This is a genomic window from Xanthomonas sp. NCPPB 3761 (genome assembly GCF_041475705.2).
GTDB lineage: Bacteria > Pseudomonadota > Gammaproteobacteria > Xanthomonadales > Xanthomonadaceae > Xanthomonas > Xanthomonas phaseoli.
Genome location: NZ_CM191262.1, coordinates 1 through 18492 on the forward strand (window position 1 = coordinate 1; position 18492 = coordinate 18492).

General features: G+C 63.4%; 15 protein-coding genes and 2 pseudogenes. 13 read left to right on the forward strand and 4 right to left on the reverse strand.

What is annotated here, in order from left to right:
- From dnaA to ACCQ00_RS00060, 12 genes and pseudogenes are all read left to right on the forward strand, one after another.
- Positions 1 to 1329: a chromosomal replication initiator protein DnaA gene (dnaA, locus tag ACCQ00_RS00005; RefSeq protein ID WP_039571271.1), complete on the forward strand. Its 1329-nt coding sequence runs from the start codon at positions 1 to 3 to the stop codon at positions 1327 to 1329.
- A gap of 276 nt (positions 1330 to 1605) precedes the next feature.
- A complete protein-coding gene (gene dnaN, locus ACCQ00_RS00010; protein ID WP_005912436.1) occupies positions 1606 to 2706 on the forward strand; it encodes a DNA polymerase III subunit beta in 1101 nt (366 codons plus the stop codon).
- Between the two features lie 1038 nt (positions 2707 to 3744).
- Positions 3745 to 4851 (forward strand): DNA replication/repair protein RecF, encoded by a 1107-nt coding sequence (gene recF, locus ACCQ00_RS00015; protein ID WP_039571274.1) that lies wholly within the window; start codon positions 3745 to 3747, stop codon positions 4849 to 4851.
- Between the two features lie 114 nt (positions 4852 to 4965).
- Positions 4966 to 7410, forward strand: coding sequence for a DNA topoisomerase (ATP-hydrolyzing) subunit B (gyrB, locus tag ACCQ00_RS00020; protein ID WP_003482212.1), 2445 nt, complete (start codon positions 4966 to 4968; stop codon positions 7408 to 7410).
- Positions 7411 to 7477: 67 nt separating this feature from the next.
- Positions 7478 to 8314: a CPBP family intramembrane glutamic endopeptidase gene (locus ACCQ00_RS00025; RefSeq protein WP_039571277.1), complete on the forward strand. Its 837-nt coding sequence runs from the start codon at positions 7478 to 7480 to the stop codon at positions 8312 to 8314.
- A 182-nt stretch (positions 8315 to 8496) separates the two neighbouring features.
- Positions 8497 to 9303: a M48 family metallopeptidase gene (locus ACCQ00_RS00030; RefSeq protein WP_017155976.1), complete on the forward strand. Its 807-nt coding sequence runs from the start codon at positions 8497 to 8499 to the stop codon at positions 9301 to 9303.
- A 276-nt stretch (positions 9304 to 9579) separates the two neighbouring features.
- Positions 9580 to 10773, forward strand: a complete 1194-nt coding sequence (locus tag ACCQ00_RS00035; protein ID WP_039571279.1) for a tetratricopeptide repeat protein — start codon at positions 9580 to 9582, stop codon at positions 10771 to 10773.
- Between the two features lie 153 nt (positions 10774 to 10926).
- The gene (locus tag ACCQ00_RS00040; RefSeq protein WP_041019266.1) at positions 10927 to 11595 is read left to right on the forward strand and encodes an energy transducer TonB; all 669 of its coding nucleotides are present in this window, start codon (positions 10927 to 10929) and stop codon (positions 11593 to 11595) included.
- An 85-nt stretch (positions 11596 to 11680) separates the two neighbouring features.
- Entirely contained in the window at positions 11681 to 12442 is a 762-nt protein-coding gene (gene exbB, locus ACCQ00_RS00045) for a TonB-system energizer ExbB (RefSeq protein ID WP_005912445.1), read from the forward strand.
- 46 nt (positions 12443 to 12488) lie between these two features.
- Complete coding sequence (locus ACCQ00_RS00050; RefSeq protein ID WP_005912447.1) at positions 12489 to 12911, forward strand: ExbD/TolR family protein; 423 nt, start codon at positions 12489 to 12491, stop codon at positions 12909 to 12911.
- 3 nt (positions 12912 to 12914) lie between these two features.
- A complete protein-coding gene (locus tag ACCQ00_RS00055; protein ID WP_005912449.1) occupies positions 12915 to 13328 on the forward strand; it encodes an ExbD/TolR family protein in 414 nt (137 codons plus the stop codon).
- Between the two features lie 715 nt (positions 13329 to 14043).
- Positions 14044 to 14316 (forward strand): annotated as a pseudogene (locus tag ACCQ00_RS00060) (ExbD/TolR family protein); the annotation flags it as partial.
- Between the two features lie 39 nt (positions 14317 to 14355).
- Here ACCQ00_RS00060 and ACCQ00_RS00065 read toward each other — a convergent pair.
- A protein-coding gene (locus ACCQ00_RS00065) for an IS3-like element ISXac2 family transposase (RefSeq protein WP_099770635.1) occupies positions 14356 to 15443 on the reverse strand; the annotation gives its coding sequence in 2 pieces (ribosomal slippage) (positions 14356 to 15191 and positions 15191 to 15443; 1089 coding nt in all).
- 63 nt (positions 15444 to 15506) lie between these two features.
- Here ACCQ00_RS00065 and ACCQ00_RS00070 point away from each other — a divergent pair.
- Positions 15507 to 15650: pseudogene (locus ACCQ00_RS00070) on the forward strand (biopolymer transporter ExbD); the annotation flags it as partial.
- A 253-nt stretch (positions 15651 to 15903) separates the two neighbouring features.
- On the opposite strand, the gene ACCQ00_RS00075 reads toward ACCQ00_RS00070, so the two are convergent.
- The 3 genes from ACCQ00_RS00075 to cls all read right to left on the reverse strand — a co-directional run bounded on the left by ACCQ00_RS00075 (position 15904) and on the right by cls (position 18483).
- Positions 15904 to 16671 (reverse strand): pyridoxine 5'-phosphate synthase, encoded by a 768-nt coding sequence (locus ACCQ00_RS00075; RefSeq protein WP_039575336.1) that lies wholly within the window; start codon positions 16669 to 16671, stop codon positions 15904 to 15906.
- A gap of 7 nt (positions 16672 to 16678) precedes the next feature.
- Positions 16679 to 16948, reverse strand: coding sequence for a hypothetical protein (locus ACCQ00_RS00080; protein WP_039575338.1), 270 nt, complete (start codon positions 16946 to 16948; stop codon positions 16679 to 16681).
- Positions 16949 to 17022: 74 nt separating this feature from the next.
- Complete coding sequence (gene cls, locus ACCQ00_RS00085; RefSeq protein WP_039575341.1) at positions 17023 to 18483, reverse strand: cardiolipin synthase; 1461 nt, start codon at positions 18481 to 18483, stop codon at positions 17023 to 17025.
- Between the last annotated feature and the right edge of the window lie 9 nt (positions 18484 to 18492).

Genomic DNA, 18492 nt, shown 5'->3' on the forward strand with positions numbered 1-18492 from the left:
ATGGATGCTTGGCCCCGCTGTCTGGAACGTCTCGAAGCCGAATTCCCGCCCGAAGATGTCCATACCTGGTTGAAACCCCTGCAAGCCGAAGATCGCGGCGACAGCATCGTGCTGTACGCCCCGAACGCCTTCATCGTCGACCAGGTTCGCGAACGGTACCTGCCGCGCATTCGCGAATTGCTGGCGTATTTCGCCGGTAATGGCGAAGTCGCGCTGGCGGTTGGTTCGCGTCCGCGTGCGCCGGAGCCGGCTCCGGCACCCGTGGCGACGCCGAGTGCGCCGCAGGCTGCACCGATCGTGCCGTTCGCCGGCAACCTGGATTCGCATTACACCTTCGCCAACTTCGTCGAAGGCCGCAGCAACCAGCTGGGTCTGGCGGCGGCGATCCAGGCGGCGCAGAAACCCGGCGACCGCGCGCACAACCCGTTGCTGCTGTACGGCAGCACCGGCCTGGGCAAGACCCACCTGATGTTCGCGGCCGGCAATGCGCTGCGTCAGGCCAACCCGGCCGCCAAGGTGGTGTACCTGCGTTCGGAACAGTTCTTCAGCGCGATGATCCGGGCGCTGCAGGACAAGGCGATGGACCAGTTCAAGCGCCAGTTCCAGCAGATCGATGCGCTGCTGATCGACGACATCCAGTTCTTCGCCGGCAAGGACCGCACGCAGGAAGAGTTCTTCCACACCTTCAACGCGCTGTTCGATGGCCGCCAGCAGATCATCCTGACCTGCGACCGCTATCCGCGCGAAGTGGAAGGCCTGGAGCCGCGGCTGAAGTCGCGGCTGGCCTGGGGCCTTTCGGTGGCGATCGACCCGCCGGACTTCGAGACCCGCGCGGCGATCGTGCTGGCCAAGGCGCGCGAGCGCGGCGCCGAGATTCCCGACGACGTGGCCTTCCTGATCGCCAAGAAGATGCGCTCCAACGTGCGCGACCTGGAAGGCGCGCTCAACACCCTGGTGGCGCGTGCCAACTTCACCGGCCGCGCGATCACGGTGGAATTTGCCCAGGAGACGCTGCGTGACCTGCTGCGCGCCCAGCAACAGGCGATCGGCATCCCCAATATCCAGAAGACCGTGGCCGACTACTACGGCTTGCAGATGAAGGATTTGCTGTCCAAGCGGCGCACCCGCTCGTTGGCGCGCCCGCGCCAGGTGGCGATGGCGCTGGCCAAGGAGCTCACCGAGCACAGCCTGCCGGAGATTGGCGACGCCTTCGCCGGCCGCGACCACACCACGGTGCTGCATGCCTGCCGACAGATTCGCACGTTGATGGAGGCCGACGGCAAGCTCCGCGAGGATTGGGAAAAGCTGATTCGCAAGCTCAGCGAGTAGGCCGTCGGCTGCCATCGGCGCCAGGCTGGAAAAAAGCGTGGAAACGTTGGGGTCAAATGCGGGAGAATCTGTGGATAACGTTGTGCCGCAGTCCGGCGCGAAAACTATCCACAGGTTTTCCGACCAGCTCAGGCGCACTAGTCCAATGCGTTTCAGGTGCTGAAACGTCTTTGGAAACAAATAGTTATGGTGGTTATCCGCTGAAAACGGCCCTACCATCACCACCAAGCTTTTGATTTATTCCATATCTTTTAAAGCATAGGGGCACAGAACCACATGCGTTTTACACTGCAGCGCGAAGCCTTCCTCAAACCATTGGCACAAGTGGTCAATGTGGTCGAACGCCGTCAAACCCTGCCCGTCCTGGCCAACTTGCTGGTACAGGTCAAGGATGGACAGGTGTCGTTGACCGGCACCGACCTGGAAGTGGAAATGATCTCGCGCACGCTGGTGGAGGACGCGCAGGACGGCGAAACCACGATTCCGGCGCGCAAGCTGTTCGACATCCTGCGCGCCCTGCCCGACGGCAGCCGCGTGACCATTTCGCAGACCGGCGACAAGGTCACCGTGCAGGCCGGGCGGAGCCGCTTCACCCTGGCGACGTTGCCGTCCAACGACTTCCCGTCCGTGGACGAAGTCGAGGCGACCGAGCGCGTCGTGGTGCCCGAAGCCGGGCTCAAGGAGCTGATCGAGCGCACCGCGTTCGCCATGGCCCAGCAGGACGTGCGCTACTACCTCAATGGCCTGTTGTTCGACCTGCGCGACGGCTTGCTGCGCTGCGTGGCCACTGACGGTCATCGTCTGGCGCTGTGCGAGATGGAATTGGAGAAAGCCGGTGGCGCCAAGCGCCAGATCATCGTGCCGCGCAAGGGCGTGACCGAGCTGCAGCGCTTGCTGGAAGGTGCCGATCGCGAGGTCGAGCTGGAAGTCGGCCGCAGCCATATCCGCGTCAAGCGCGGCGATGTGACCTTCACGTCGAAGCTCATCGACGGGCGGTTCCCGGACTACGAGGCAGTGATTCCGATTGGCGCCGATCGCGAGGTCAAGGTGGATCGTGAAGCGCTGCGCGCGTCGCTGCAACGTGCGGCCATTCTGTCCAACGAAAAGTATCGCGGTGTTCGCGTGGAAGTGTCGCCGGGTCAGTTGAAGATCAGCGCGCATAACCCCGAGCAGGAAGAGGCGCAGGAAGAGATCGAGGCCGATACCAAGGTCGACGATCTGGCCATTGGCTTCAACGTCAACTATTTGCTCGACGCACTTTCGGCGTTGCGCGATGAGCACGTGGTGATCCAGTTGCGTGACGCCAACTCATCCGCATTGGTGCGTGAGGCCAGCAGCGAAAAGTCGCGTCATGTGGTGATGCCGTTGCGTCTCTGACGCTCCGTTCCACGTGGAACACGGGAAGCCCGGCGGATGCCGGGCTTTTTGTTGGCGCCGCTCAAGGCTTGCTGTGTTTATCTCAGGCCGGTCTGGCTTTCGCCACCAAGTCCATCGCAGCCTGCGCCATTGCTATGGCGCGGGTTCTGAAGCGATGGTGCCCCCGACGCAAATCGTAGGCGCTAAACGTCGATGCGTTTGATCGACCAAACGCGCTCCCGCTCTCGCGTTCTTGTGTTCGCCGGACATCGGAACCAACCTTGAGACCGATACACATCGCGTTACAGAGTTCTCTGGTGCCGATTGGCGACCGGCGTCGAGCTGGTCATAGGCAAGACCCAACTCCCCACCACGAGTAAACGCCCGGCAATTGGTGGAATGGGCACCAGGCCCGCATGCCCGGCGCTGCGAGTTCGCAAATTTCCTCACACACACGCATGGGCTAAGCACCTAGCGACTGTATTCATTCCCAGCCAGTCTCGACCCCGCCCGATCCAATCCGGTTTCTTTTGCCCGGCTTTCGTTCCTCCCTACCGGCTGAGCTGTAGAGATGGCGAGAGCAAGTCTAGAAAAGGTATTTCGTCTCAAAATAGAACTTTTGCTTGAGGATGCCGGCTTGTCCGAGATGTGTTGAGGCCCGAGTGTGGCCGCCAGCGCCTATGTCGCGCATCTCATCCGGTTGAGGTTAACGCGTTCAGCTTTCCGCGTTTTTGACTTATGCACATCGCACTCTGCTTTTAAATCTATAAATAACTTAAGAGCTTTGTGGTGATGGTAGACGCAGATTTCGCGGAGAAATAGCTTAAGTTGCTGTTTTAAAGAGAGATTAGTAGGGCGAAACCCTGTGCTTATCGTCCCGATTTGTGGCTCACAAGCTGTGGATAAGCGACATTGCCTTCGTGGGCCCTGTTTTTATCCACATGTTATCCCCTGCCTATGCAGCCCTTCCTCTCGGCTCTGCATGCGCAGGCTTCATGCCGATCCCGTATCCTTCGACCCGACCGGCATGCCGGATTACAGCCCAGAGCACACCGATCGATGCATGTAGTGCGGTTGTCCATTCATCGGCTTCGCCGGTTTCACACCGTTGAGCTTCATCCGTCCAGTGCCCTGAATCTGCTGACCGGCGACAACGGTGCAGGCAAGACCAGTGTGCTGGAAGCGCTGCATCTGATGGCCTACGGCCGCAGCTTTCGCGGGCGCGTTCGTGACGGCCTGATCCAGCAAGGCGCCGACGACCTCGAAGTCTTTGTGGAGTGGAAAGAAGGCGACAGCGCGGCGGGCGAACGGACGCGTCGCGCTGGCCTGCGTCATAGCGGACAGGAATGGACGGGACGTCTGGACGGTGAGGACGTGGCGCAGCTGGGCTCTCTTTGTGCTGCGTTGGCGGTGGTGACGTTCGAGCCAGGCAGCCACGTGTTGATCAGTGGCGGTGGCGAACCCCGCCGTCGCTTCCTGGATTGGGGTCTGTTCCACGTGGAACCCGATTTTCTGACCCTGTGGCGCCGCTACGCCCGGGCGCTCAAGCAACGCAATGCGTTACTGAAACAGGGCGCGCAGCCGCGCATGCTCGACGCGTGGGACCACGAACTCGCCGAGTCCGGCGAAAGCCTGACCTCCCGGCGTACGCGCTACCTGGAACGCCTGCAGGAATGGCTGGTTCCAGTGGCAGACGCGATCGCGCCGGCGCTGGGGCTGACGGCGCTGGCCTTCGCTCCAGGCTGGAAGCGCCACGAGCTTTCGCTGGCGGATGCTCTCTTGCTCGCCCGCGAGCGCGACCGCCAGAACGGTTACACCTCGCAAGGCCCGCACCGCGCAGATTGGATGCCCAGCTTTCAGGCACTTCCGGGCAGGGACGCGCTTTCCCGTGGACAGGCCAAGCTCACCGCCCTTGCCTGCCTGCTCGCACAAGCCGAAGACTTCGCCTTCGAACGCGGCGAATGGCCGGTCATCGCCCTGGATGATCTGGGCTCGGAGCTGGACCGGCACCATCAGGGGCGCGTGCTGCAGCGGCTGGCGTCCGCCCCGGCGCAGGTGCTCATCACCGCAACGGAAACCCCGCCTGGAATTGCAGATGCGGGCGCGCTCTTGCAGCAGTTCCACGTGGAACACGGCCAGATTACGCCACAGGCAGTGTCCGACTGAGCCGCAACGGCCGGCACGGGCCGGCTGGTATAATTCGTCCGCTATCCCCCTTTTCCCACGGCGCGGAGCGGCTATCGCCGCCTTCGCCCGTGTTGTGGAGCCAACGGCACGCGCATGACCGACGAACAAAACACCCCGCCAACACCCAACGGCACCTACGACTCCAGCAAGATCACCGTGCTGCGTGGCCTGGAAGCCGTCCGCAAGCGCCCCGGCATGTATATCGGCGATGTCCATGACGGCACCGGTCTGCATCACATGGTGTTCGAGGTGGTCGACAACTCGGTGGACGAAGCCCTCGCCGGGCATGCGGACGACATCGTGGTGAAGATCCTGGCCGATGGCTCGGTGGCGGTCTCCGACAACGGGCGCGGCGTGCCGGTCGACATCCACAAGGAAGAAGGCGTCTCGGCGGCCGAGGTGATCCTCACCGTGCTGCACGCCGGCGGCAAGTTCGACGACAACAGCTACAAGGTGTCCGGTGGCCTGCACGGCGTGGGCGTTTCGGTGGTTAACGCGTTGTCCGAGCACTTGTGGCTGGATATCTGGCGCGACGGTTTCCACTACCAGCAGGAATACGCGCTGGGCGAGCCGCAATACCCGCTCAAGCAGCTGGAAGCCTCGACCAAGCGCGGCACCACGCTGCGCTTCAAGCCGTCCGTGGCCATCTTCAGCGACGTCGAGTTCCATTACGACATCCTGGCGCGACGCCTGCGCGAGCTGTCCTTCCTGAATTCCGGCGTCAAGATCACCTTGATCGACGAGCGAGGCGAAGGCCGTCGCGATGATTTCCATTACGAAGGCGGCATCCGCAGCTTCGTGGAGCATCTGGCGCAGCTGAAGTCGCCACTGCACCCGAATGTGATCTCGGTGACCGGCGAGCACAACGGCATCATGGTGGACGTGGCCCTGCAGTGGACCGACGCCTACCAGGAAACCATGTATTGCTTCACCAACAACATTCCGCAGAAGGACGGCGGCACCCACTTGGCCGGTTTCCGTGCGGCGCTGACGCGTGTGCTCAGCACCTACATCGAACAGAACGGCATCGCCAAGCAGGCCAAGGTCGCGCTCACCGGCGACGACATGCGCGAAGGCATGATCGCGGTGCTCTCGGTCAAGGTGCCCGACCCCAGCTTCTCTTCGCAGACCAAGGAAAAGTTGGTCAGCTCGGACGTGCGCCCGGCCGTGGAGAACGCCTTCGGCGCGCGCCTGCAGGAGTTCCTGCAGGAGAACCCGAACGAAGCCAAGGCCATCACCGGCAAGATCGTCGATGCCGCGCGCGCGCGCGAAGCCGCGCGCAAGGCGCGCGACCTGACCCGCCGCAAGGGTGCGCTGGACATCGCCGGCCTGCCGGGCAAGCTGGCCGACTGCCAGGAAAAGGATCCGGCCCTGTCGGAACTGTTCATCGTCGAGGGTGACTCGGCAGGTGGCTCGGCCAAGCAGGGTCGCAACCGCAAGAACCAGGCGGTACTGCCGCTGCGCGGCAAGATCCTCAATGTGGAACGTGCCCGCTTCGACCGCATGCTGGCCTCCGACCAGGTCGGCACGCTGATCACCGCGCTGGGCACCGGCATCGGCCGCGACGAGTACAACCCGGACAAGCTGCGCTACCACCGCATCATCCTGATGACCGACGCCGACGTCGACGGCTCGCACATCCGTACCCTGCTGCTGACATTCTTCTACCGGCAGATGCCGGAGTTGATCGAGCGCGGCTACATCTACATCGGCCTGCCGCCGCTGTACAAGCTCAAGCAGGGCAAGAGCGAGCTGTATCTGAAGGACGACGCGGCACTCAACGCCTACCTGGCCAGCAATGCGGTCGAAGGTGCGGCGCTGATTCCGGCCACCGACGAGCCGCCGATCACCGGCGAAGCGCTGGAAAAATTGTTGATGCTGTTCACCAGCGCCAACGAAGCGATCGCGCGCAACGCCCACCGCTACGACCCGGCCCTGCTCACCGCGCTGATCGACCTGCCGCCATTGGATGTGGAAAAGCTGCAGGCCGAAGGCGACCAGCACCCGACCCTGGATGCACTGCAGGCAGTGCTCAACCGCGGCACCCTGGGTACCGCGCGCTATCAGTTGCGCTTCGACCCGGGCAGCGACAATGCACCTGCCACCCTGGTGGCCATCCGCCGCCACATGGGCGAAGAGTTCACCCAGGTGCTGCCGATGGGTGCGTTCGAAAGCGGCGAGCTGCGTCCGCTGCGTGAGGTCTCGTTGGCCTTGCACGACCTGGTGCGCGAAGGCGCCCAGATCGTGCGCGGCAACAAGAGCCACCCGATCACCAGCTTCGCGCAGGCCCACGCCTGGTTGCTGGACGAGGCCAAGAAGGGCCGCCAGGTACAGCGCTTCAAGGGCCTGGGCGAAATGAATGCCGAGCAGCTGTGGGAAACCACGGTCAACCCCGACACGCGTCGTCTGTTGCAGGTGCGCATCGAGGACGCGGTGGCCGCCGACCAGATCTTCAGCACCTTGATGGGCGATGTGGTCGAACCGCGTCGCGACTTCATCGAGGACAACGCGCTGAAGGTGTCCAACCTGGATATCTGATTCACCAGCACCGGCCAGCACGTCGCAACCGCGGCGTGGCGGCCGGTGCGGTGTTCGCAGGACGACGATGCGCACCGATCTTCCACCGCCCCCGGCGCCACGCACGGTTGCCGGCACGCCGCCGCTGCTGCCCGTACTCGTGGGTTTCTTGGTCGACGTACTCATCGCCGCCGGCCTGCTGTTGACCCTCAGCATCGCCGGCTTTGCGTTGTGGGGCGTGGTGCGTGGCTTCGGCCATGTACAGGCGGCCAAGGCGCAGGGCCTGACCCTCTCGCCCACCGAGGTCATGGCCGCCATCGGCCAACCCGGCGTGATGGTGCAACTGCTCACCGCGCTGGTCAGCACGGCCACGCCAGCGCTGCTGCTGTACTACTGGCGTCGCCGGGCCACCGCTGCCGAACGGACCGCTTCACGGGCTGCCGCACGCCGCGCCTCCACCTGGGGCTGGACCGCGCTGATCGCCGCTGCCGTGTTCCTGCTCAGCAACCTGGTCAGCGTGGCGGCCTCGGCGCTGGGCATCAAGCCGGTGCCCACCAACCTGCCATTGATGGAAGAAGCGCTCCAGCAATGGCCGCTGGCACTGACGGTGTTTGCGGTGGTCATCGCACCGGCTTACGAAGAACTGCTGTTCCGTCGCGTGCTGTTCGGGCGCCTGCTCGCTGCCGGCCGCCCGTGGCTGGGCATCGTGCTGAGCGGGGCGACGTTCGCGCTGGTGCACGAAGTACCCGGTATCAGCGGTAACGGCCCGGCCGCGATCGCGCAGCTGTGGCTGGTGTACGGCAGCATGGGGGCCGCGTTCGCATGGCTGTACTGGCGCACCGGCACGTTGTGGGCGCCCATTGCCGCCCATGGCATCAACAACGCCACGGCCCTGGCAGCGCTGTACTTTTTCGGGCTCGGCTGAGCTCAAAGCGGTCAACTACGAGAATCCAGCCGCAGCGGGGCGGCGCCTGGGCAACCAATGGATCCGTACGCTCTGGACAACCGATCGCTCCGGCCAGGCATGCGTTATCGGCTGCACGGAACCGTTTGACGAAAAGTTAAGACGAGCCTGCCAGAATGCCCTCATGGTTCTAGGGGGATCGAATGAAAGCTAGGCTGTTGATCGTTGTTGCCGTGCTTGCACTGACGGCGTGCGCCACCACAACTTCGCCAACCGGCCGCCGACAGGTGGTGGGCGGCGTATCGCAACAGCAATTGGACCAGCTGGGCGCGCAATCCTTTGCGCAGACCAAGGCCAAGGAAAAAGTCAGCACCGACGGCAAGCAGAACGCCTACGTGCAGTGCGTGGTCAACGCACTGGTAGCGCAGTTGCCGCCGCAATGGCGCCAAACCAAGTGGGAAACCGCGCTGTTCGTGGATAACGAAGCCAATGCCTTCGCCCTGCCTGGTGGCAAGGTCGGGGTCAACACCGGCATCTTCACCGTCGCCAAGACGCAGGATCAGCTCGCCGCCGTGCTCGGACATGAGATCGGCCATGTGATTTCGCGCCATCACGAAGAGCGCATCACCCGTCAGCTCGGCGCGCAGACGGGCCTGGGCATCATCGGCGCACTCGCCGGCGCCGCCTATGGCGATGGGGCGGCCAGCGCAGTCAATCAGGTTGGCGGTATGACCGCCCAGACAGTGTTCCTGCTGCCCGGCTCGCGTACCCAGGAAAGCGAAGCCGATGTGGTCGGCCAACGCCTGATGGCCCAGGCCGGGTTCGATCCGGCGCAGGCGGTGACGCTGTGGCAGAACATGATGGCCGCCAGCGGCAATCGCCAACCGCAATGGCTGTCGACCCACCCTGACCCCGCCAACCGCATCCGCGAACTGCAGGCCGACGTCGCCCAGCTCGAACCGGTGTACCAGCAGGCCAAGCAGAGCGGGCGCATACCGCGTTGTGGCTAGGGCTGCTAACGACATCCGTGCGGCCGCCGTTGGCCCGTACGAACACCGGTTCTGTGCAACGCGTGGCCGCCTACCCTGCTGGCACGGGCGCCGCCACGCTGGTCACGGTCTGTTAGCGACGCTAAGACATCCGTTCCCGCTCCTGATTGCCGCAACACAACATGGAAACCGTTTTCGGGAACTGAGACTTTCTGCTAAGTTTGCCGGCTCAGATTTTTCGTACAGCGCCCATTCCGCTTTTCGTACCGCCCGACGGCGGATCGTCCGAGGTGAAACATGAAACTGCTCAACCGCAAGCAAGCCCTGTTGTCCCTGTTCATTGCCGCGTCGCTGGGTGGGGCTGTCGTCACCGATGCGGTCGCGCAGTCGGACCGTTCCTCCGAGCGTGCCAGCCGCAAGTCCAAGAGCGGCAAGGCCGAGGAACTGTACCCCCAGTCGACCCGCCAGGCACCGACGATCAAGCCGTCCTCGAAGTTGAGCAGCAAGTTGCAGAAGCTGATCGAAACCTTCAACAAGGGCGAGGACTACCCAGGCGTGCGCACCCAGGCCGATGAGATCCTGGCCAACAGCGCTGCCAACGACGCCGACAAGGCGCTGGCCGCGCAGCTGGCCGCGCAGGCTGCCTACAACCTGGACGACACCGCCGGTGCCAAGAAGTACCTGCAGCAGGCCATCGGCCTGAACGCGCTGGACAACAACGGCCAGTTCCAGTCGATGCTGATGCTGGCGCAGTTGCAGATGCAGGACGACCAGCAGGCCGAGGGTCTGGTCACGCTGGACAAGTATCTGGAAGAGAGCAAGTCGCAGCGTCCGGAAGATCTGATCCTCAAGGGCCAGGCGCTGTACCAGACCGAGCGCTACAAGGAAGCGATCCCGGTGTTGAAGCAGGCCATTGCCGCTTCGCCCGAGCCCAAGGACAGCTGGAACCAGCTGCTGATGGCGTCCTACGCCGAAGCTGGCCAGACCGGCGAAGCCGTTGCTGCTGCCGAGGCGCTGGCCGCCAAGACGCCCAACGACAAAAAGGCTCAGCTCAACCTGGCCAACATGTACATGCAGGCCGACCAGATGGACAAGGCCGCAGGGGTGATGGACAAGCTGCGTGCCTCCGGTCAGTTGACCGAAGAGAAGGAATACAAACAGCTGTATTCCATCTACGCCAACACCGAGAACAAAGAAAAGGACGTCATCGCCGTCATCAATGAGGGTATGCAAAAAGGCATCCTCAAGCCGGATTATCAGACATACCTTGCCCTGGCCCAGTCGTATTACTACAGCGACGATGTACCGAAGGCGATCGAAAACTGGCAGATGGCCGCACCGCTTTCCAAGGATGGCGAGACCTATTTGAATCTGGCCAGGGTGCTGCATTCGGAAGGTCGCATCCCAGAGGCCAAGCAGGCCGCACAGCAGGCGATCGCCAAGGGTGTTAAAAAACCCGAAGACGCCAAGAAGATCATCAACCTGAAGTAAAAAAAGAAAATAAACCCCCGAAATCCCTGTGTTTTTAGTGGTTACAGGACTCGGGATTGGTATAAGCTTGGGAGTTCCTGCGGTGTCAAAGCCGTCCGAAAACCTGGGGATCATCACAGTGATCCGGGCCCCCACTGAAAGAGCCATTGGTGCATGACGGAACAACTCGTTATCCACAGGCATGACTACGATGCCGGGAACCAGGGTCTGAGCTGGGCCCGCATTATCGGCATTGCTTTTGTAATTGCTTTGCACCTCACTGCACTGATGATGTTGCTGATCCCTGCAGTGGCGCCGAAGGCTCCGGCAGAGAAGGAGCGCACCACCATGGTCACCTTGATGGATGCACCGCCTCCTCCCCCGCCGCCGCCGCCGCCGCCGCCGGAAGACAAGCCGCCGCCGCCGGTCAAGAATCTGTCGCCGCCGAAGCCGTCACCGGTTCCGCCGCCGCCGGAAGCTCCGGTCGTCGACGTTCCCGAACCGCGTCCGAGCGATATCGTCACGCCGCCGAGCCCGCCGAGCCCTCCGGCTCCGCCGAGCGACATTGGCGCCAGCGTCGATATCTCGTCCAAGAACATGAACCCGCCGAAGTACCCGCCGGCTGCATTCCGTGCCGGTGTCCAAGGTGAGGTCATCCTGATCGTGGATGTGGATGCCAGCGGCAACGTGACCAACGTGTCGGTCGAAAAGTCCAGCCGCAACCGCGACCTTGACCGTGCCGCGATGGACGCAGCACGCAAGTGGAAGTTCAACGCCTCCACTGTCAACGGGCAGAAAGCCGCCGGACGTGTCCGCGTCCCGGTCAACTTTGCTCTGAACTGATCCCACGGGCCGGCCACGGTCGGCCCAGGATCCTGTCTTCCTTTCGCTCCACCCTTCATCACCACACACAACAAAGGTAAGCGTCATGCTGCAGGAATTCTTTATCGCCGCCGCTGCAGGGGGCTCCAATCCGTCGGCCGCTCTGTCGCAGATGGGCTTCGAGCACTTGATCACTGAAATGACCTCCAGCCCCGGCGACTTCGCCGTGTCCTGGGTCGTGTTGATCACCCTGATCGCCATGTCCGCTGCCTCCTGGTACTGGACCGTCATCAACATCTTCCGTGCCACCCGCCTGAAGAGCGCGGCTGACCGCGTCACCACCGCTTTCTGGGATGCCCCGAATGCACAGGACGCCATCCGCGCCATGGAAGAACAGCCGGCTTCCGAGCCGTTCTCGAAGATCGCGCTGGACGCCGCCCAGGCTGCTGCGCACCACCAGCGTGCCGAAGGCAGCACCGGTGGCCTGGGCGAGAGCCTGAGCCGTTCGGAGTTCGTCGACCGCGCCCTGCGTCAGGCCGTGACCCGCGAAAGCACCAAGCTCCAGTCGGGCATGACCCTGCTGGCCACCGTCGGTGCGACCGCACCGTTCGTCGGTCTGCTCGGTACCGTGTGGGGCATCTACGGCGCGCTGATCAAGATCGGTGCAACCGGTTCGGCCTCCATCGACGCCGTTGCCGGCCCGGTGGGTGAAGCGCTGATCATGACCGCGATCGGCCTGTTCGTCGCTATCCCGGCCGTGTTCGCGTTCAACTTCTTCTCCAAGGTCAACAGCTCGGTGATCGCCAAGTTCGACACCTTCGCTCACGACCTGCACGACTTCTTCGCCACCGGTTCGCGCGTTCGCTAATCCGGTCGTCAAGAACGCCTTCGCAACGATTTAGACGGAGCCCGTTATGGCCTTCAGTAGTGGAAACAGCGGTGGCCCGATGGCCGACATCAACGTGACGCCCCTGGTGGACGTCATGCTGGTGCTGCTGATCATCTTCATCATTACGGCACCGCTGATGTCCCATAAGGTCAAGGTGGAGCTGCCAGAGGCCAACTTGATCCAGAAGGAAGATGCGGAGAAACGCGCCGCGCCGATCACTCTGGCCGTCAAGGAAGATGGGTCGCTGTACTGGAACGACGAGCCGATCTCCAAGGAAGCCCTGGAGTCGCGCCTGTCCACCGCTGCACAGCAGACCCCGCAGCCGCCGCTCAACCTGCGTGGCGACCGCACGACCAAGATGCGTACGATCAACGAGATCACCAAGATCGCGCAGGGTCAGGGCATGCTGGACGTCGGTTTCGTTGCAACCAAAGTGAAGGGGCAGTAAGCCATGGCATTTAGTACTGGTGGAAGCCGTGGGCCGATGGCCGACATCAACGTCACGCCCCTCGTTGACGTGATGCTGGTGCTGCTGATCATCTTCATCGTGACCGCGCCGATCATGACCTACCCGATCGCCGTGGATCTGCCGCAGCGGGTGCTCAACCCGCCACCGCAGACGACCGAGCCGCCGCCGCCGATCGAGTTGCGTATCGACGCCAGCAACCAGGTGTTCTGGAACAACAGCCCGACGCCGGTCGACGTGTTGCAACAGAAGATGGAAGAAGTGGTGCAGGCCGATCCGACCAACCAGCCGGAACTGCGCATCGATGCAAATCCAGATGCGGAGTACGAGGTGATGGCCAAGGTGCTGGCCGCTGCGAAGAACTCGCAGATGAAGAAAATCGGCTTCATGCAGCAGTAAACGTATCTGCAACACCGCAACACAACAGTCATGACGCGACTGCAACGCCACCGGAAACGGTGGCGTTTTTTTATGCGTGTCATCTGGGCGATCGGGCTGCGATATCGGCGGCAGCCATGCGATGGATGGCGAGGATGAAGAAGAAGCCGTTGTGGGCGTGCCGCCTATCGCGCGCGCCGGGCCCATCGCACATCAGTCCGATGCCGCTGCCATATCAAAGCAGGCGATGACTCTTGCCCCACGTGTCCCGAGGTCATGCCGAGTCCGTGCCGCCTGCCTGCGACGGCAAATTACCAGTGACCTGTTTGCGATCGCAGCAAACGAAGCCAACGCAACCTGCCTTCGACACACATACAAGCCGATGCGCGAATGCTGGTTGGGCACTGTGGATCTTCATCGCAAGTCGCTGTGGCCCAAGACCTCGCATTGCCATCTGTCCCTTTCCGCATGCATGGATTTTCTACGCGGACATCGATGCCTACCGCATGCCGGAATGCGCAAGCTGCGGGCGCCCGTCTTGTCGGCTGGTGAATTGCGGGAGACCACTGTGTATCTGTTCGACCAAAGACTGGCAATGCGAACTCTTCTTACAGACACACGCCACCACCAGCGGAGGTGTCCGCACTTGTGGTGGCCGCTCCAGCCCCTTCCCTATTGCTGCAGCAAGCGTCTGCTCGGCCGTGCAGCACCCACGATCACAGAACCGGAGGCAGTCATGGCTTTCAGTACGACAGGGAATCGGGGACCGTTGGCAGGCATCAATGTCACCCCGCTGGTGGATGTCATGTTGGTGTTGTTGATCATCTTTATCGTCACCGCACCGATGGTGACGCGGACAATCGCGGTGGATCTGCCGCAAGCCACCCACCAACCGCGCGTACCACTCCAGCCGCCTGCACCGATCGCAGTGCGGCTGGATGACGACGGACAGTTGTTCTGGAACGCCAGCCCGGTGACGTTGCAGCAACTTCAGTCCAGGTTGGTCGAGCGGTAATCCCCCCACTTTTAGCGGTCGCCAGAAGTGGAGCTAAGCGGCCATCGCCAACTTCATGGCAGGCGTGATGCCGCCGAGCGCCATATTCGGACGCTCGTGGTTGTACGTCCATAGCCAGCGGGTGGCTTTGTCCTGCACCTGGTCGATGGTGTCGAACAGGGTTTGGGCGAGCCAGGCGTAGCGGATGGTGCGGTTGTAGCGTTCAACGTAGGCGTTCTGCTGTGGCTTGCCCGGCTGGATGTGCTCGACCCGGATACCATGCCGCTGCGCCCAGGACAGCAACGCGCCACTGATGTATTCAGGGCCGTTGTCGCAGCGGATCACGGCGGGCTTGCCGCGCCACTCGATGATCTGCTCCAGCGATCGGATCACACGGGCTGACGGCAGCGACAGATCCACCTCGATCCCCAGCCCCTCGCGATTGAAGTCGTCGAGCACATTGAACAGCCGGAAGCTGCGGCCGTCGGCCAACTGGTCGTGCATGAAGTCCATCGACCAGACCTGGTTGATAGCCTCCGGCACCGCCAGAGGCTCGGGCCGCTCACGCACCAGCCGCTTCCTCGGCTTGATCCGCAGGTTCAACTCCAGCTCGCGGTAGATCCGGTAGACCCGCTTGTGATTCCAGCCAAAGCCCTTCACGTTGCGCAGGTACAGGTAGCACAGGCCAAAGCCCCAGTCGCGATGGGCGGTCGTCAGGCGGACCAGCCAGTCGGCGATCCGGGCGTTCTGCTCGCTGGCCTTGGCCTGGTAGCGGAAGCAGGTCTGGCTCACCGCGAAGGCCTGGCAGGCGTGGCGGATGTTCGTACGCCCGCTCGTGACTGCCGATTGGGCCATCTCGCGTCGCTGAGATGGCCTCACCATTTTTTTGCGAGCGCTTCCTTCAGCAGGTCGGTACTGAGCTGCGCCTCGGCGTACATCTTCTTGAGCCGGCGGTTCTCCTCCTCCAGCTCCTTCATGCGCGCGACCATGGACACGTCCATGCCGCCGAACTTGCTGCGCCACTTGTAGAACGTGGCCGAGCTGATGCCGTGCTCGCGGCACAGCTCCGGCACGGGCGCACCGGCCTGGGCCTGCTTGAGCACGGCGATGATCTGGCTGTCGGTAAAGCGGGACTTCTTCATGGAACCTCCTCGGGAAAGGGGACGAGAAAATTCCACTTCTGGCGTCTGCTAATGGGCGGGGGGATTACCGAGCAGATGCAGGCAACTGCAGGAAATCAACCGGAACTGCGCATCGCCGCCAGTGCGGACGCCGAGTATGCCGTGATGGCCAGCGTGCTGGCGGCTGCAAAGAACGCGCAAGTGCAGCGCATCGCCTTCGTGCAGTAGTGTTTCTGCAAGCACGTACTGCGCTTGGCCACGTGCAGTGCATGCAACATCGCGCGATGCGGTGGCCCTGGTGCCGCATCGCGTCTTCGGACGCGATAGGCATGGGAGTTCATCAAGGGTGTTCCTCACCGGCAACAATTGACCATCGCGAATCAAGCGCTCGTCGTGACGTTCCTGCGCAGCATCCACTTACGCGATGGTCGTTGTCGCCAACCCAGGCATCGATCACCGATGCCGACGTTACCGCATCAACTCAAGCGCTAACGTGGCCGCTACGCAGGATGTCCACGTACGCGCGCACGCTTGCTTCCAGTCCCTGATACAGGGCTTCGCTGATCAAGGCGTGGCCGATCGACACTTCCAGCACGCCCGGCACAGCGGCGAGAAAATCGCCCAGGTTGGCTTGCGACAAATCGTGCCCGGCATTGATGCCCAGGCCTGCGGCACTGGCACGCTGGGCGGCGTTGGCGAACAGCGCCAATGCGGTTTCGGCCTGGCCGCTGGCGTGCGCGTGGGCATAGGGGCCGGTGTACAACTCGATACGGTCTGCACCGAGCGTGGCTGCGCGGGCGATGTCCGGGTTACCCGCATCGACGAACAGGCTGACCCGGCTGCCCAGCCGCTTGAACGCTGTGATCAGCTCGGCCAGCTGCGTGGTGTCCTGCGCAAAATCGAAGCCGTGATCGGAGGTCAGTTGCCCGTCGCCGTCCGGCACCAGGGTGATCTGCTGTGGGCGCGTGGCACGGCACAATTCCAGCAACCCCGGGTAGCCTGCGCGCGGTGGCGCGAACGGATTGCCTTCGATATTGAATTCCACCGCCTGCGCGCGCGTGAGCGCACTGAGCGCCAGCACGTCGTCGGCACGGATATGCCGCTGATCCGGGCGCGGATGCACGGTGATGCCGTGGGCGCCTGCGGCAATGCAGGCGCGTGCGGCCTGCACCACGTCCGGGTCGGCGCCGCCGCGCGAGTTGCGCAGAACGGCGATCTTGTTGACGTTGACGCTGAGCTGGGTGGTCATGCGGTGATCAGGCCTGCGGCTCGCTGTCGCGTGCGGCGGCCAGGGCGGCCGACTTGCGTGCTTCTGCCAGCTCGCGCAGGCGGCGCAGCTCGGCCGGGTCGATCATGCTGCTGGTATCGCGCTGGGTGTCGCCCATGCGCGAGGCGAACCAGCCGCGCGTCCACAACAGCAGCAGCAACAACGCCACCAGCAGCGAAACCACCAGCAACCACACGTGCGGCGTGCTGAAAGCCAGCACCAGCGCACCCAGTGACATAAGCAGAAACAGCCAGTGCATGACGAGCTCCCCGTTCAGTGGCGGCAGTGTAGCGCCGCACCCGGCGCGGTTCCACGTGGGCACCGCGCCGTTGGTCAGAGCAGCGGCGACAGCAGCCTGGCGAAGGCTTCCGGCAGGCGCGAGCGCCATAACGGCCGGTGCCGCGCGAATTGCACCTCCTGCGCCTGCTGCAGATCGGTGCCGATCAGCCCGGCCATCTCTGCCGCCACTGCCTGGTCGCGGAACAGCATCGACAACTCGAAATTCAGCCGGAAGCTGCGGCTGTCGAAATTGGCGCTGCCGACGATGCAGACATCGTCGTCGGCCAGCAGCGCCTTGGTGTGCAGCATGCGCGGGCCGTACTCATAGATGCGGACACCGGCTTCCAGCAACTCGTCGAAATACGAGCGCGCCGCGTAGGTGACCAGGCGCGAATCGCTCACGCGCGGCACCAGCAGGCGCACGTCCAGCCCGCCGAGCGCGGCCGAGGTCAGCGCCATGCGCGCCGCTTCGCCGGGCACGAAGTACGGAGTGACCAGCCACACGCGATGATTGGCTTCATGGATGGCGGCGACCATCAGGCGGTGGATCGCTTCCCACGACGAATCCGGGCCGGACACCAGCACCTGCGCCTCCACCGTGCCCTGCGCGCGGGTGGGCATATCGTCCGGCCATAGCTGCTGGCCGTGGAAGGCCGCGCGGCCCTGGCCGGTGGCATAAAGCCAGTCCTCCAGGAACACCAGCTGCAGACTGCGCACCACATGGCCTTGCAGGCGCACGTGCAGATCGCGATACGCCTGCTTGCGTACCTGCTCGTTTTCGTCGTCGGTGACGTTGATGCCGCCGGTGAAGCCGATGCGGCCATCGATGACGATCACCTTGCGGTGGGTGCGCAGGTTCAACCACGGCCGCTTGAACGGCTTGAGCAATTGCGAGGGATGGAACCAGGCGGTTTCCACCCCGGCTTCGCGCAGCGTGCGCAAGGCGCGTCGGGTCATTGCCGAGGAGCCGATCGCATCCAGCAGCAGCCGCACCTTGACCCCGGCACGGGCACGTTCCATCAGCGCATCGCAAATTGCAGTGCCGCTGTGGTCGGGCTGGAAGATGTAGTACTCCAGGTGGATATGGTCGCGTGCGCCCCGGATCGCTTGGATGATGGCGGCGTACGTGGCAGCACCATCCACCAGCCAGTGCACTTCGGTGGCGCTGCTGGGCGCCAGCCCGGTGGTGGACTGGGCGATCTTGGCCAGCTCGGTGCAATCGGCATCCGGCGGACAGACGCTGCTGTAGCTCTCCATGCCCGAGCGCGAGCGCCCGCGCCGCAGCCGCTGCCGTTTGACCTTCTGCGGGCCCAGCCAGTAGTAGATCAGCAGCCCCAGGTACGGCAGTGCCGCCAGCGACAACACCCAGCTCAGCGTGGCCACCGGTTCGCGCTTCTGCAGCACGATCCAGCCGGCGATCCACAGCAGGTACAGCACATAGGCGGCCAGGAGGAGCGCTTCGAGGTGGGGAATGGTGGCCAGCCACTCCCACGCGCCCTGTGCAAGTGCGGGCATGCGCGGATT